Origin of the sequence: Paenibacillus sp. FSL H7-0714 (genome assembly GCF_038003765.1) — a bacterium.
Classification (GTDB): Bacteria; Bacillota; Bacilli; order Paenibacillales; family Paenibacillaceae; genus Paenibacillus_AQ.
This window is the reverse complement of record NZ_JBBOPT010000001.1, coordinates 4,253,505-4,268,611: the sequence shown is the minus strand read 5'-3', so window position 1 is coordinate 4,268,611 and position 15,107 is coordinate 4,253,505. Positions and strand designations below refer to the sequence as shown.

Genomic DNA, 15,107 nt, shown 5'->3' with positions numbered 1-15,107 from the left:
TCATAATGAAACTTTTTTATATCGTCCTGGCGCTTATCCTGGCTTCACTGAATTTACGACCACCCATTACATCCATTTCACCTCTAATGAGCACCGTACAGAATGATCTGGGTATAAGCGGGATTACCGCCAGTCTGTTAACCACACTTCCGGTATTATGTATGGGCATATTTGCTCCGTTCTCCGTAAGATTAAGCAGAAAGTGGGGAAATGAGGGCGCAATTGTTTTGGCTTTAATCCTCATTGGGTTAGGTACGGGATTACGATGGTTTGTGGGTACAACTCCATTGATGATGTTCACTTCTTTTCTGTCCGGAGTAGGAATAGCATTGGCAGGGCCGCTATTATCCAGCTTCATTAAGCAGTACTTCCCTGACCGAGTGGCAGCTATGGTGGGTATCTACTCTACAGCGATGGTGATGGGGGCCAGCATTAGTGTGGGATTATCGGTTCCGCTTCAGCATACGCTGGGTGGTTCGTGGAGGGGCTCGTTGGCTGTATGGGCATTTCTCGCAGCCATTGCATTGCCGATCTGGTTGAGATTAGCCTGGTCTGCGCGCATAGATCGACAATCCGGTAAAATCTCGAGTGTACTTAATGCACCACTTCCGGTGAACAACAAGCGTGCCTGGATGCTGACATTATTCTTCGGGCTGATGGCAGCGATCTTCTACTCGTTGACCGCTTGGCTTGCGCCAGCAATCCAAAGCCAGGGGTATAGTCAAGAGATGGCCGGCAACATCCAAACCTTATTTACATTGATATCACTGCCCTCTACGTTGTTCATTCCCATGCTTGTACACCGTTACCAAAGACGTGTATTCTGGCTTGTCGGGTGTGCGTTATTAGAGTTGATGGGTGTCCTGATGCTGAACATATCCGTTAGCCCCTGGCTAGCGGCGATTCCACTCGGTATTGGAGCGGGTGGACTGTTCCCGATTGCACTGATGTTGCCCATTGATGAAACAAGCAATGCTCAGGAAGCCAGTAGCTGGTCCGCAATGACCCAATCAGGTGGTTACATTCTCGGAGCGCTTGGGCCGCTAGCCATTGGCTGGCTCCACGATGCAACGGGCAGCTTCGTCCAAGCATTCTATGGTTTGGTTGTAATCATCGTGCTTCAGATTATCGTTCAATTGGCTATAGGTAATAAAAAAAGTTCTCCAGCAAGTTAGGATAAGCCCCAGAACTGAGAGGATGTACTATTTTCATGATGAATTTAGAAACGGATTTTGTTGGGGGGAAATAAGTAGAGGAGCTTCCTATATGGTAGCTCCTCTTTTCTAGTAAATTAAACGGGCAATATACTAAGGTATTATTGGATTATAGGTTCATTCTATAAAGATTATTTCTTTTATATATTAGACCAATAAAGGCCTGTAGCGATATTATGTTATTTATAATAATAATGCGGAGGAATGGTCTGATGTCTATTTATGATTTTCAAGCGAAGTCAATTAATGGTGAGCCTGTTGAATTGTCAATTTATCGTGGAAAAGTTCTGCTTATTCTGAACACTGCCAGTAGATGCAGCTATTCTCGCCAATTACCTGATCTTCAAAGCCTTTACGAAATTCACCATGAGCAAGGGTTTGAAATACTAGGTTTTCCTTGTAACCAATTCAACGAGAAAGAGCCAGAGAGTAACTCGGAAGTACATGAATATTGTGAGAGCAACTTTGGAGTTAAGTTTCCTTTATTCGAGAAAGTTGAGGTTAGGGGACCGTCTGCTCATCCGTTATTTCAATATTTAACACAGCAAGCACCATTTCAAGGGTTCGATACTGAGACATCAGGCGGTCAATGGATGCAGGATTTTCTGCGGGAAAAGTATCCGGACATATATGCCGGTGACGGGATCAAGTGGAATTTCTCAAAGTTTTTAATCGATCGAAACGGTCACATATATGGTAGATACGAAACTACGACTGAACCATTTGACATAGAGGTATTTATTGAATCACTTCTTTTAAAGTAAATGAATCCGATTAGTGATTAAGCTAACGGGCAGGATAGTTCAATCGTTTCTCGAATATTTTATGAGTTGGATAATTTTATGACCTTTGTGATTATAACGTTATCTGAAAAATACGCAAAGATAATTTTTTGAAGGGATGATTAAATTGAAGCAAGGGATACTAGTTTATCTAAATGGAACTTCAAGTTCTGGAAAGACCTCCATATCGACTGAACTGATAAATCAGAAAGAGATTCCTTTTTATCATTTATCAATTGATGATTTTTTTAATAATTACAATGATTTTATTAATAATAAATTTCCAGATGAACCTCCAAGAGAAATAGATCATCAAGTTGTCTCACAAATACTTGATGATTCCATATTCTCAGTGTACCATTCGACAATTAAATTGTTATCAGAAGTGGGTTTTAATGTAATAGTAGATACCGTAATCGACAATGACAAGAGGTTTAATCAGTTTCTTGATCAATTTTTCGATCAGCCTACGTTATTTATAGGTGTAATATGCTCGAAAGAAGAACTCATAAGAAGAGAGCAAGCAAGAGGAGATAGAAAAATTGGACTAGCAACTTCACAGTTTAGCAAAGTATATTGCTTTGATGAATATGACCTCGAAGTAAATACTGAAGAGATGAATCCAAAAGAATGTGCCGAAAAGATATTAAGTTTTATTAAGTCCAATAAGGAATACTCGGTATTTAAGAAATTAAGTAAAAGAAATGTTAGTGTTTCCTAGTAGGCGTATCCATCAGATAACACCATATCAAGCGTTGGGGCTATCGCCTCTCGGTCTGCCCGAGGGATTTCGGAATTAAGCTAACGGGCAGTTTAGTTGAGTGTCAACCAATAGGATTTGAGTATTAGTTTGCAGAGTTTATAGACGAACACTTCAATTTCGAAAGCAGGTGAATAACTTGACAGTGCCACCATTGCTGGATGGAGCAAATGTTTTGATTTATACAGCAAACGAGCATTTCAATAATAACGGATATGTTTTGTTCGAGGGTGAAAACAAAAAAGAGGTTATCACTGCTTTCGCGGTAGCTAAATATGACGGTGCCAGAGGTTACTATCTATTCTCATGTGACCTGGAGTGGAATGTTATTGGTGACACTCTGCACGATTCATTGCAGGAAGCTAAAGATTGCGCAGAAAACTCAAGCCATGTACCGATAAATTGGATTTCAATAGTCATTCATCATTACGAAATCTTAGTCGAACGTTTTAAGAATAAGGAATACGGAATTGAAGAATTACAGCGCAGATTAAACACCGCTGTAATGCCTGATCCTCCAAAAACTGAAATTTCGACTAGACTCTTAAAATTGGATAATGATTTAGAGATGTACGCCCAGCATGGGCGTCATCTCTAGGGTGAAAGTCTCTCACGGGGGCTGGCAAGTTTACCTTAAGCGAAGGGCAAGGGTATCTACCGCGAGGTGAATCTGAAGGAAGTTGGAGGCAAAAGTACGGGCCAAGGCAGACGAATCTACTTTGAGGCGGCTGCAGCCGTAAAGATGACGTTCTTATTCTTAGGAGGCCTGACGGATCGATGAGGTTAAATGGGTACGCTTTTATCATTGATTTCAAAACATTGTGCTATTTGCCGAGAACATGCGGTAACAAGGGAAGCGTGCATTTTCGCTGGGGGAGATATGCTCTGATCCAACGGTGTCTCCGCCGTTTTTTGTGCTGTTTGGTAAGTGAAGCAAGAGGCTAATTTGAAAAACACTGGCCTAGCTGTGCTAAGCTATCTGTACCTCAAAGCCGTCCGGGTCCAGAACATAAAAGAACCGCAAGCGGGGATTCGGCGTGATCGGCCTGCGCGCTACCGGGATGCCCTGATTTTTCAAATGATCTATTGCCTCATCCAGTGACTCCACCTCGAACCCAACGGAAGCGCCGCATTCTGGCTTCAGAGCCGGTCGGTTCCCTGTATAAGCTTGATCTTGGGCTGTCCCTCCGTGCCTAACATAAACAATCTGTTTTCCTCTGCTCTCAAATCTGCGGTCTATCGGAAGTCCCAGAATCCTGTGATGAAAATTAAGGGATGCCTCCAGATCGCGCACCCTTAGCGTAATCCAATTCAGGCTCAATTTCATGACTTTAATATCCCCTTATGTGAATTTATATTTTGTTCATTATACGCCATTTTGCACTGAAACCGGGGAGGATGAGGAATCGTGGGGCGTTTATAAGGGATTTGGCAAGCGGCTTACCCCTAGTCAAAAGTATGAAAGGGGTCCATCGTGAGACGGGTTTTCTTTTTTGGAAATGAAACAGTTGGAAATTGATCATTGCTTTGTGAGGTGAAGTATAGGGCAGTGCCCCTGACCACCACGCCAGAGCGCATCGCTGCAGCGATGAGGTCAGGGGTTCGATCCCCCATGGCTCCACCAACAATTGTATACATGGACTCTTAGCTCAGTTGGTAGAGCCGTTGACACTTAATCAATTGGTCCAGGGTTCGAGTCCCTGAGAGTCCATCCAGAAGAAAAGGCGGAAATGCAGTTTTTTTGTTGTTAATGGGAGTTGGAGGAATATGCAGAGAGTGGGGGGTTCTGAGCTGCAAATGCCAACGGCAACAGCCCGCTCGTGCATCCAGACCGGAACTCACCCTCTGAACTCTAGATGTTAAAGCTAAACGCCAAGCCGATCGCCAGTTACGATCGGTGCTCGCTAACCCCGAAATTCAACTTCAGACTAACCAAGTTCTTGTCCCGAGCTGAGTACAAGAACTTACATCGTTAGCCGAAATGAACAAGAACTTTGAATCATAGCTGATTAGATGTATGTCTAATATTTGAAGGGACACGAGAGATAAAAAAACAGTTGGGGAGGCAGCCTGGAGATCAGCTGTCTTATTCTCAACGGGCAGGATAGCGCAACAATCGCCGAATTCCCTTGAAAGACGCAGTCTTAGCATTATGACTAAAGAAATGCAGCCAAACTAATGTGAACTCTAGGGGGTTACAGAATGTCTGTCATACCTGATGAATCAAGACGAGCGAAGTTCTCTACCCTAGCCAATGCGATAGTCTATTAAGTTTGATTATCCGACAAGGGAGCATGTAGATGGTCGATTTGTCTTAATTAAAAAGCCTAATCAGGTAAAAAATCAAAATATAACTGAATCCCCAAATAGTCCCCTAAAAGCCTAAAAGTACGTTTCTCTTCATGTTCATGCCGTTGAATATAAGATCACGCTTGATGTCAAAAAAGTGTATTCAACATTATGCTAAGCTGATAACGAATCAAACCAGATAATCCGTTCTAATGATTATGTCCTGATTATGGACTTCCTTTAATCTCATCTCTATAATAGGTGAAACATTATTGAAAACGTTCACAAGGGAGTTGCCATGAAAATTCGTTCCAGCAACTATTTCACCCGTCTCTTAATGTACAGTCTGCTGATTGGCTCTATTCCAGTGATCATCGTTGGAATCATCTCATATTTCAAAGCTTCCTCAATCGTGCAGGACAAGGTAAACCAGAGCAGCATGGCGACACTTCAGCAGACCCAACTTCGTGTGGAGCAAACCCTCAAGACGATCGATCATTCGGTTACGCAGTATATTAGCTCGCCCCTTGTGGTGAATGCGATGTCGCTCCCTTATTCTGCAGCCCATTATCAGGTTTATAATGAGATGTACCAGAACATGGTGCGCAGCCAAACCTTCGAGCTGACGATAAACAATATGACTGTAGTAAATTTAAAAGGTAAATGGGGCGTCGACAACAACAATATTTTTACATTTGACGATGTAAGGAATCTGGATCATCTTCTCCGGTATGAGAAGCTGCCTTCATTTTCTCTTTGGGTAACGGACGAGGACAAAAGCTCGCCAAGTATTAGTCTCGTGAAGAAAATCCCGTTGAATTCGCTGAAAGCCAACGGACTGGCCATCGTGACCATCGCCGAATCGCAGCTGGCGAGCCTTCTGGCGGCCGACAACCAAATCGGTAGCATTATGGTAATGGATAAAGATTACCGGCTTTTGTCCCGAAGCGATCGGAAAATACAGCAATCCGGTTTTGAGCAACTTGTTGCCGAGATGCAAAGGCGAAATGAAACGGAAGGACAATTCAACGTTGAGCTTGATGGGGACAATACAACCGTTATCGTTCGTAAGTCAAGTTATAATGACTGGATTTATGTTTCCGCCATATTCATCAAGGATATTACCCGAGATTCCCGCTCTATAGGCTGGGTTACTCTGTTTGTATGCCTGCTCATGGTTCTGATAACCGGCGGACTCGCACTACTTGGTTCCCGTAATTTCTACCGGCCAGTTCGGAAATTGGCCGCAACGATTGCCAGCAGATTCGGAGATCCGCCAGATGAAGCCCGTACCGACGAATTCACCATGATCGGCTGTCGGTTGCAATCCATGCTGCAGACGGAATCCCGCCTCCTGGCTCAGCTGACAGGACAAGTACGGGAACTAAAGCAATTTTTTGTCATGAAGCTGATTCGCGGCGAGGAGAAAGAATCTCAGTTACCGGCCAGATTGAAAGAATATGGCTATCACGCCGATTGGAACTGGTATGCCGTACTCGCCATTCAGATCGATTTTCTGGAGCGGTCCCGGTATAGCGAAAACGACCGTGATCTGCTGCTCTTCGCGATCGCCAATATCGTCGGCGAGCTGATCCCCGCCGAGGAACGGCTAGATTCTGTGTTGCTGGAACAATCCCAGATCACGGTTGTCGGAGGTGCCGTAACTACGGATGTGGAGTACAAGAACCGGTTGTTTGCTGTAGCAGAACTGATCCAGAGAACAGTACTGCAATACCTGAAGCTGCATATTAGCATCGGCATCAGCCGTCCCCAAAATCAGCTCGTCGATATTTCTATCTCTGCCAAGCAAGCACTGGAGGCGCTTCGCTATAGGATCCGTTTCGGCGCGGAATCAGTTCTGTTTATCGATGATGTCCAGCCTGAAGACTTAGTATCCAGCGTGTTCCCGCACCGTGCAGCCAAAGAGCTCTACGATGCAGTTAAGCTCGCGGAGCGGACAAGGGCTGACGAACTGTTGGAGCGCTGCATTGGATTGATCTTTGAAGAGCAAGCCGACTGGCGCCAATATCGGATGGCATTGGTCAGGCTGTACACGATACTGACCGAGCTTGGACAGTCCGAGATAACAGCAGATACAAAGAAGAATACAGACGCGGAATTTCCACCCGATCAGGAAAAACAGCTTTTTGACAGATTGCTTGATCTAAAATCCCAGGAGGAAATCCGATTTTGGTTTAGTGAGACAGTCATTACTCCAATCATGCGCAGGCTGGAGCACCAGAGAAAGTCTCATGTCAAGAAAATATCGGACCAGCTAACTGATATGATCCATCAGAACTTCGACACCGAGCTTACGCTTGAAGCATGCGCAAAGCAATTGAATTATCACCCCAACCATTTGGGGCCGCTGTTCAGCAGGGAAAAGGGGATCAGCTTCAGCGAGTACCTGCAAAACTACCGTTTACAGATGGCGAAGCAATGGCTGGTAGAGACTGATATGAAGATCGGAGATATTGCGGATCGATTAACCTACACCAATCCCCAGAACTTCATTCGCTTTTTTCGCAAGATGGAGAACATGACGCCCGGACAATACCGGGATTTGCACTGCCATCAGAAAAAATGAACGCTTCAGCCGAAGACTCCCTGCGATAGGTCCACAGCCTGTCGTTGGGGGTCTTTTCATTATGATGTTACAGAGTAACAAGAAGTTACTCCTGATCGTATCCTCATGATTGTTCCGCACGTGATCATGATTATAACCTAAATAGTGGCAAATACCTTCCTTGATGATTATCCCTTGATTATAGACGTCGGCTTGTCGGACGCTTATCTTGAAGGTACGCACAAATAACACGAAGGTGGAGTCGAAGATGAATCAACCCAAAGGAAATCTTGCGATTGAAATATCTGCCCCGTTGAGAAAGAGACCCTATTTCTGGGGGCAGATACGGAGAAACAAATGGTTGTACGGGATGCTGGCCCCCGGGGTCCTTTACTTCCTATTATTCAAATACGCCCCGATGTGGGGACTTCTCTTGGCTTTCAAGGATTATCAGCCTTTCTTGGGCTTTTTCGGCAGTCAGTGGGTTGGCATGAAACACTTCGAGCGGCTATTCCATGATCCCGCGTTCTGGATGCTTCTGAGGAATACCCTGGTACTGGCCGGATACAATATTCTATTCTTCTTTCCTGCACCGTTCCTGCTCTCTCTTATGATTAATGAAGTGCGCCGTGAGAAATTAAAAAGAACCATACAGACCGTCATCTACATCCCGCATTTTGTCTCATGGGTCGTGGTAGTCGGCATCGCCTATACCTTCTTTACAATCGACGGCGGACTGGTGAATGAAGCCATTATGGCAATGGGTGGAGATAAGATCAATTTTCTCGCCAGTTCAGGCTGGTTTAGAACCATGGTTACATTGGAGGTGATTTGGAAGGAGACGGGATGGGGAACCATTATATTTCTTGCAGCCTTGGCAGGAGTTGATCCCCAGATATATGAAGCGGCAAAAATGGATGGTGCAGGAAGGTTGCGACAATTATGGCATGTGACACTTCCGGCCATTCGCTCCACCATTATTATTCTTTTCATCCTCCGGTTGGGAAGCTTTTTGGATACGGGCTTTGAGCAAATTTTCCTGATGCTAAATCCGATTAACCGTGAGGTCGGAGAAGTGTTTGATACTTATGTATATACGGCGGGGATTACGCAAGGGCAGTTCAGTTTCAGTACCGCTGTTGGCCTTTTTAAGTCGCTGGTTGGATTTGTACTGGTCATCGGTTCCAACTGGTTGGCCAAAAGATTCGGCGAGGAAGGAGTGTATTAATCTATGAATCAACAAAACCGAAGCTGGAGCACCCGTATGTTTGACGGGATCAATGTCGCAATCCTGCTATTGGTATCGGCTGTGATGATCATCCCGTTTATTTACATCATATTGATTTCCTTCGCTACAGAGCAGGAGGTGCTGTCCAAGAGCTTCGTCGTATTTCCAACGAAATTCTCGTTAGAGGGCTACCGATATATCTTCTCTACTCCAATATTGCTGCGCAGCCTGGCAGTTACCATTGGGGTGACTGTGATCGGGACATTGGTGAACCTGCTGCTGACTGTGCTGATGGCGTATCCACTTGCCCGCAAAGATCTTTACGGACGGCGCGTTGTCATGCTCATGGTTATCTTCACAATGCTATTCAACGCCGGTATTGTACCTACTTTTTTGATTGTCAAAGAGCTGCACCTTACCAATACCTACTGGGCGCTTATTATTCCCAGCGCGATCAGTGCTTTTAATATGATCATCATCAAAAATTTCTTCCAGCAGTTGCCTGACGGCCTGGAGGAATCGGCCAAGATTGACGGTTGCAATGACCTTGGGATTTTATTCCGTATAGTCATCCCACTATCTCTGCCTGCGCTGGCAACCTTTTCACTGTTTTACGCAGTAACTCATTGGAATACCTTTCTGAGCGCTATTTTGTATATCAACGATTCGAATAAATGGCCGATCCAGGTCCTGCTAAGACAGATTGTGATTCTCTCGGAGAAGGGGTTGTCTGATATGAGCGAGGCCCCTCCGCCGCCGTCCAAGATTATCAATATGGCGGTTATTGTGTTCTCCACCGTCCCGATTCTGTCAATTTATCCATTTTTGCAAAAGCACTTTGCCAAAGGAGTGCTGCTAGGTTCGGTTAAAGGATGACCCTATTCATCTTTTAATACAATATCTTCAATATAATGAGGGGGAGTAAGACATGAAACAGTTAAGCTACAAAATGTTCCTGACAGGTCTCTTAGTCATTCTGACAGCCGCAAGTTTGTCGGCGTGTGGAAGCAAACAGGAAGGGAAGAGCCCGCAGGCAGGTGGACAATTTTCATTTACAATGATGAACCAGTATTCCTCGACTGAGCCGCCCAAAGCCGACAATTCGATTATCAAGCAAATCGAAGAGTATACGAATACCAAAATCAATGTCACTTGGGTTCCGGCGTCTGCTTACAATGACAAGGTCAACGTCTCTATCGCCTCCAATGATCTACCCCAGGTACTGATGATTGGGGATACCAAGTCCTCATCTATCATCAATGCGGAGCGGTCGGGTATGTTCTGGGAGATCGGACCTTATATCAAGGACTATCCTAATCTGAGCAAGTACAACACCAATGAACAGGTACTGAAGAATATATCGGTAGATAGCAAGGTTTACGGTTTGTACCGCGCCAGAGCTTTGGCCCGCCAAGGCATAACCTTCAGGCAGGATTGGTTAGATAATCTAGGCTTGCAGCAACCCAAGACCATCGATGATCTCTATAATGTTATCCGCGCATTTGCCCTAGACGATCCGGACAAAAATGGAAAAAACGATACATTCGGGCTGGTGGAAGCCGAGGATTCCGGCGGCGCAGGGTCCACAGGTCTCCTTGGATTCCAGACCATCGCGTCCTTCTTCGGAGCGCCCAACCAATGGGATATTCAGGATGGCAAAGCAGTTCCCGAGTCTATGACTAAAGAAAATATGGAAGCCATGAAGTTCTATAGGAAGCTGTATGAGGAAAAGCTGATTAATCAGGATTTTGCGGCTACCAAAGTCAACAAACAGCAAGAGCAATTCTTCCAAGGTAAGGCCGGGATGCTGTTCACCACCCTTGACTTCGTGATCACAGGAGGAAACGAGCTGAAGAAGGCCAATCCTGACGCCAAAATTGATATTGTCAGCAGAATTCAAGGACCAAAGGGGGAACAGGTATTTGCGACCACTGGATATAACGGAATGTTCGTGTTCCCAAAGGCTACAGTCAAGTCGGAGGCGGAGCTGAAACAGCTTCTTGGTTTCTTTGACAAAATCGTCGATGACCAAATGTTGTATACCTGGACGTGGGGTATCGAGGGGGTCCATTACACCAAAGGAGAGGACGGAGAACCGAAAATCACTGACCAAACAGCGTATGCCAACGAGGTATCTCCACTAAAGCAGCTGCCTACCTATGATGGTGCGCTGATGATCTGGAAAGGGAAGGGGGAGACGGACAATAAATTCCGTACCATGATGAAAGAAAACGAGGCCATTGCCGTATCCAACCCGGTGGAGCCCCTGATCTCTCAGACCGCTGTGGAAAAGGGAACGGAGCTGAACAAGATCATAACTGACGCCCGTGTCAAATTTATTATGGGAACTCTTGATGAAGACGGCTTCAATAAAGAAGTGGAGAAGTGGCGCTCTCAGGGCGGGGACCAGATGATCAAGGATTATACGGAGCTGTATGCGAAGCAGGCTAAGAAATAATGTGGCTATTTAAAGAAAATGAGGTGCGTTATGAGTTATTTGCTGGAGGACTTTGCATTTGATCTGCGGGCTTGTCTTGCGCCTAAGGAGCATATTTGGGTATGTAGCGGTTATAGCACCGTAGCTCCGGAACGAAATATGGTAATGGGAGTTAAGGGGTGCTACTCGCCCCCTTTTGCCGCTAAGGATCTGCATGCTGGGATTCACATGATCGTGAACGACCACGATATTGAGGATACAGGAAACTTGGGCAAGGGAGACTGCGGAGTACTTTACGCCGAAGAGCGCTGGCGCCCCGATCGAATTTTCCGCCGTGGCACATACCATCATTTTATCGGAGAAAGGCTGATTTCCTTAAGCGTTTGCAGTGAGCTGGTTCCATTATTGAACACCCATGGATTTGTTCTGAAGGTGACCATCCGCAACCGCAGCGGCAGCCCGGTGCCAGTTAGGTTGCGTCCCCGAGTAACACCGGGCAGCCCGGCTTATGTAGCTTATGACTTGTGGGACTATGGCTGGCCAGAGGCGGCAGCAGCGCCTGCTCAGGAATTGGAGCCTGGCTTGTGCGAACGCGAATCTGGGGGCTTGACCTTTGCAGTGTCCGGTGTTTGGGAGAATGAACAGGTCCGAGTAACTCTGCTGCGGGAAGGAGTTTGGGAAGCGGAGCTGGCCGACGGGGAAGATCTGGAGGTACGTATTGGCATCATCATGACCGAGTCTGGAAATCCATTTTGCCCGGATGAGACGCTGGCAGAGCTGGAGCAGCGGACGACAGCAGGTTGGGAGAAGCGATTGGAGGATGCCGGCAAACGTCTGCCTTACTTGCAATCCGATATTCCTGGGCTGGAGGATTATTATAAACGTTCGCTTATTAGCGGACTCGTATGTTTATGGGAAAACCCTGAGTTCGTCATGACGCCGTTTCCTGCGGTATCTGGTATGGAGGGGGCGGGCATATGCTGCTATCCGTGGGATGTTGGCGGCTACGCAGCCAAAACGATGGTTCTTCTGCTTGGCAAGGAGAAGAGCCTGGAGTTGGCCAGACTGATGGTGGCAAGTGGAATTGACCGCCACTCTCGGTTTGCCCCAACCGGCAGAGGAGCGGACGTCCCTTACTCCTATAGCCTGTGGTCCTTTATCCATTTTGCTTGGTCCGCTATTGTGCTCCATGGGGAAGGGAGCGATCTGTTCCCGGCGATGAGACTGCTAACACTGTATGATGACCAGCGCCTTACCGAATGGAATGATTTGCTGGATTACGGTTTGCAGCATAATTTGCTCGAAATGCGCGGGGCGGGCTATGAGCACATTGTAGCCAGCCCTAATGCCGAGCGGGCCTGGAGCTACGACCGTCTGGCGGAGTTGGCATTGCATTTAGGAGCAGACCATGAGCCGGTTAAGGAGTGGCGGGAAAAGGCGGAGCGGATTCGAAAGTCAATCCGGGAGCATCTGTGGGATGATGAGGCTGGCTGGTTCAAGGCACTCTATCCCGGGGGCCACGAGGAAATAATCTACTCGATCCAATATTATGACGCTTTGCGCTTTGGCGCTTGTAATGAGACCATGATGGCCGGAATGCTCAGACAGGTAACAGACGATGCATTCCTCGGAGCTTACGGAGTAAGCAGTGTATCCGCCAGGGATGAACTTCATTATGAACTGAATGATCCGGACTGGTCCGGCAGTGGATCATACACGGGAGACGGACCGATGCTGGCTTTGACTTTATGGGAAAATGGCCAAAGTGGACCAGCTTGGAATGTACTGAAGCGTTTACTGTGGATGGGAAGGCATCTGCCCTATTATCCGCAAGAGCATTATTGTGACAGGCCTGCTGTACCTGCACATAAACGGGCCAATGTGGTGGCGGGGTTATCGGGGATGGAAGCTCTACTGTTTGGTATGGCGGGTATCGAACCAGGATTGGACGGCAGCTTATGGATACGTCCGAACCCGCCGGAGGAAGGTACGGTACGCGTTTCCGGTTTCCTATTCAGGGGACAAAGCATTGACGTCAGCATGAACCCCGGATATTGCGAGATTTCATGCAATGGCAGCATCGTTTATAGCGGTGCTCCGCAACGAGTATGGGTAGGTCGTTTTTCCGCAGAGGAGAGAGAAGTTACGGATTTAGGGGGTCTAACGATATGAACAAAGAGTCTTTTGATTTTGATATTATCATCGCGGGTGCGGGTGTCGGAGGTATTAGCGCGGCGCTTGCTGCTGCAAGATTGCAGATGAGGGTGCTACTGATCGAACAAGCCGGGGAAGTGGGGGGAACAGGTGTATTCTCGAGTGTATCCTTAATATGCAACTTCCGGGATTCACGTGGAAAACCGATTACCAGCGGCATTCACCGGGAGTTGTTCCCCGCCGCATATACGCATTACAATGAGAAGCTCGTTCCTACCTATGATGAGCAGGAGTTGAAGGCTGCATATGAGGGGCTATTGGCTTCCGAACCGACCCTTACGCTGTGGACCGACTGTAAGGTCTTCCAAGTTGATATGAAGAATGGACGAATTGTCCGTCTGCATATTCAGGGCAGCCGAACAACTGCGGTTACCGCTAAGATATACCTCGACGCCACTGCCGACGGCAATCTTTCCGCGTTGGCGGGATTGGAGTACAAACTGGGCAGAGAAGGCGACGGTAAGCTGCAGTCCGCCACTGCCACCTTCAAGGTCAGCGGTATAGACTGCTCCCGGCTGAAGGAGCCGGATATTCGGCAGTGGTCAGCCATTCATTCGTTGCGAAGGGAGCTGTTGCCTTATTACCTCGACATGAAAGCGGCAGGCCTCACCGGCAACACCCGGCAGAGCATTACTTGTTTTCCTTATCCAGATGAAAAAGCCCTGCTGTTCAACTCTACTTCGGTGCTGGATGTAGACCCCACCCGGCCGGAAACAGTTATTAGAGGGAAAGGAGAAGGTATTCGGCAGGCGCAGGAGTTGTTTGAGGCTATTAAGCAGCATCCCGCTTTCCATCATGCCCAGCTGGAATACATCGCCCCTAAGCTGGGTATCCGAGAGGGGCGGCGAATTGTCGGAGAATACGAACTGACTGCAGAGGACTGCCTGCAGAGCAGGCGCTTTGATGATATGGTGGCAGCATGCGCTTATTCCTTGGATATTCATAGTCCGGATGGAGGCGCCAGTAGGCTTGAGAGCATCCCTGAGCCAGGCTACTACCATATTCCATACCGTTCGCTTATCCCCAAGGGCTGCACCAATCTATTACTCAGCTCCCGATGCATCAGCGGCACCCACGAAGCTCACAGCTCCTACCGGATCATGGCCTCGGTAAGCGCCATCGGGGAAGCATCGGGTACAGCTGCTGCGCTCTATATATTCCAGGGGCTACAGAATGTCCGGAAGGTTCAAACTTCCCACATCCGGTTCCTTCTCCAGCTGCGTGGTCAATTTATAGAAGGAGAGGTGGAGCGGATTCCAATGCCAGCAAGCTCTGCATGGGCGGAAGAGATAAATTAATACGGAAAAACTCTAATAATCTTTGATAACGCTTACAGAGTCATTTGTGATTGAGTTCCAGTTCAAGATAAGGGAGTGAACGTCATGTTCGTGAAAAAGTTGATGATCCGTTTGGTACTTGTCTTGCTTGTGTCAGTCAGTGTTATTGGGGCGGTAGCACCCCATACCGTCGCTGCCCAGCCCCAGGTCGACGTAATTTTGAGCTCACCCCCAATATACAGCGGTGTTAACAAGGCTTGGCCTGGTGACGCAGACAAAGACCCGACACACGCTGCGACGACCAGGAACGGCAGGGCGTGCTGGACGACGTCACAAGATC

The 15,107-nt window shown here is 47.2% G+C and carries 11 protein-coding genes and 1 tRNA gene; 11 read left to right on the top strand and 1 reads right to left on the bottom strand.

What is annotated here, in order from left to right; translation table 11 throughout:
• Window positions 1-5: 5 nt before the first annotated feature.
• The 4 genes from NST34_RS18990 (at window position 6) to NST34_RS18975 (ending at window position 3,354) form a co-directional block, all read left to right on the top strand.
• Complete coding sequence (locus NST34_RS18990; protein WP_341128555.1) at window positions 6-1,175, top strand: MFS transporter; 1,170 nt, start codon at window positions 6-8, stop codon at window positions 1,173-1,175.
• A gap of 251 nt (window positions 1,176-1,426) precedes the next feature.
• On the top strand, window positions 1,427-1,978 hold the full coding sequence (locus tag NST34_RS18985) for a glutathione peroxidase (RefSeq protein ID WP_341128554.1): 552 nt from the start codon (window positions 1,427-1,429) through the stop codon (window positions 1,976-1,978).
• Window positions 1,979-2,123: 145 nt separating this feature from the next.
• Entirely contained in the window at window positions 2,124-2,717 is a 594-nt protein-coding gene (locus NST34_RS18980; protein ID WP_341128553.1) for a chloramphenicol phosphotransferase CPT family protein, read from the top strand.
• Between the two features lie 178 nt (window positions 2,718-2,895).
• The gene (locus tag NST34_RS18975) at window positions 2,896-3,354 is read left to right on the top strand and encodes a hypothetical protein (protein WP_341128552.1); all 459 of its coding nucleotides are present in this window, start codon (window positions 2,896-2,898) and stop codon (window positions 3,352-3,354) included.
• Between the two features lie 372 nt (window positions 3,355-3,726).
• Here NST34_RS18975 and NST34_RS18970 read toward each other — a convergent pair whose 3' ends face one another.
• On the bottom strand, window positions 3,727-4,083 hold the full coding sequence (locus NST34_RS18970) for a VOC family protein (protein ID WP_341128551.1): 357 nt from the start codon (window positions 4,081-4,083) through the stop codon (window positions 3,727-3,729).
• 311 nt (window positions 4,084-4,394) lie between these two features.
• Here NST34_RS18970 and NST34_RS18965 point away from each other — a divergent pair.
• From NST34_RS18965 to NST34_RS18935, 7 genes are all read left to right on the top strand, one after another.
• Window positions 4,395-4,467 (top strand) — tRNA-Lys (locus NST34_RS18965).
• 876 nt (window positions 4,468-5,343) lie between these two features.
• Entirely contained in the window at window positions 5,344-7,632 is a 2,289-nt protein-coding gene (locus NST34_RS18960) for a helix-turn-helix domain-containing protein (RefSeq protein WP_076286697.1), read from the top strand.
• Between the two features lie 247 nt (window positions 7,633-7,879).
• Window positions 7,880-8,839 (top strand): ABC transporter permease, encoded by a 960-nt coding sequence (locus tag NST34_RS18955; RefSeq protein ID WP_076286698.1) that lies wholly within the window; start codon window positions 7,880-7,882, stop codon window positions 8,837-8,839.
• 3 nt (window positions 8,840-8,842) lie between these two features.
• Window positions 8,843-9,715: a carbohydrate ABC transporter permease gene (locus tag NST34_RS18950; protein WP_341128550.1), complete on the top strand. Its 873-nt coding sequence runs from the start codon at window positions 8,843-8,845 to the stop codon at window positions 9,713-9,715.
• A 52-nt stretch (window positions 9,716-9,767) separates the two neighbouring features.
• Entirely contained in the window at window positions 9,768-11,297 is a 1,530-nt protein-coding gene (locus NST34_RS18945; protein WP_076286700.1) for an extracellular solute-binding protein, read from the top strand.
• A gap of 30 nt (window positions 11,298-11,327) precedes the next feature.
• Window positions 11,328-13,448, top strand: coding sequence for an MGH1-like glycoside hydrolase domain-containing protein (locus NST34_RS18940; RefSeq protein WP_341128549.1), 2,121 nt, complete (start codon window positions 11,328-11,330; stop codon window positions 13,446-13,448).
• Window positions 13,385-14,788 (top strand): FAD-dependent oxidoreductase, encoded by a 1,404-nt coding sequence (locus tag NST34_RS18935; protein ID WP_341128548.1) that lies wholly within the window; start codon window positions 13,385-13,387, stop codon window positions 14,786-14,788. The genes NST34_RS18940 and NST34_RS18935 overlap by 64 nt, the downstream gene beginning before the upstream one ends.
• Window positions 14,789-15,107: the final 319 nt, after the last annotated feature.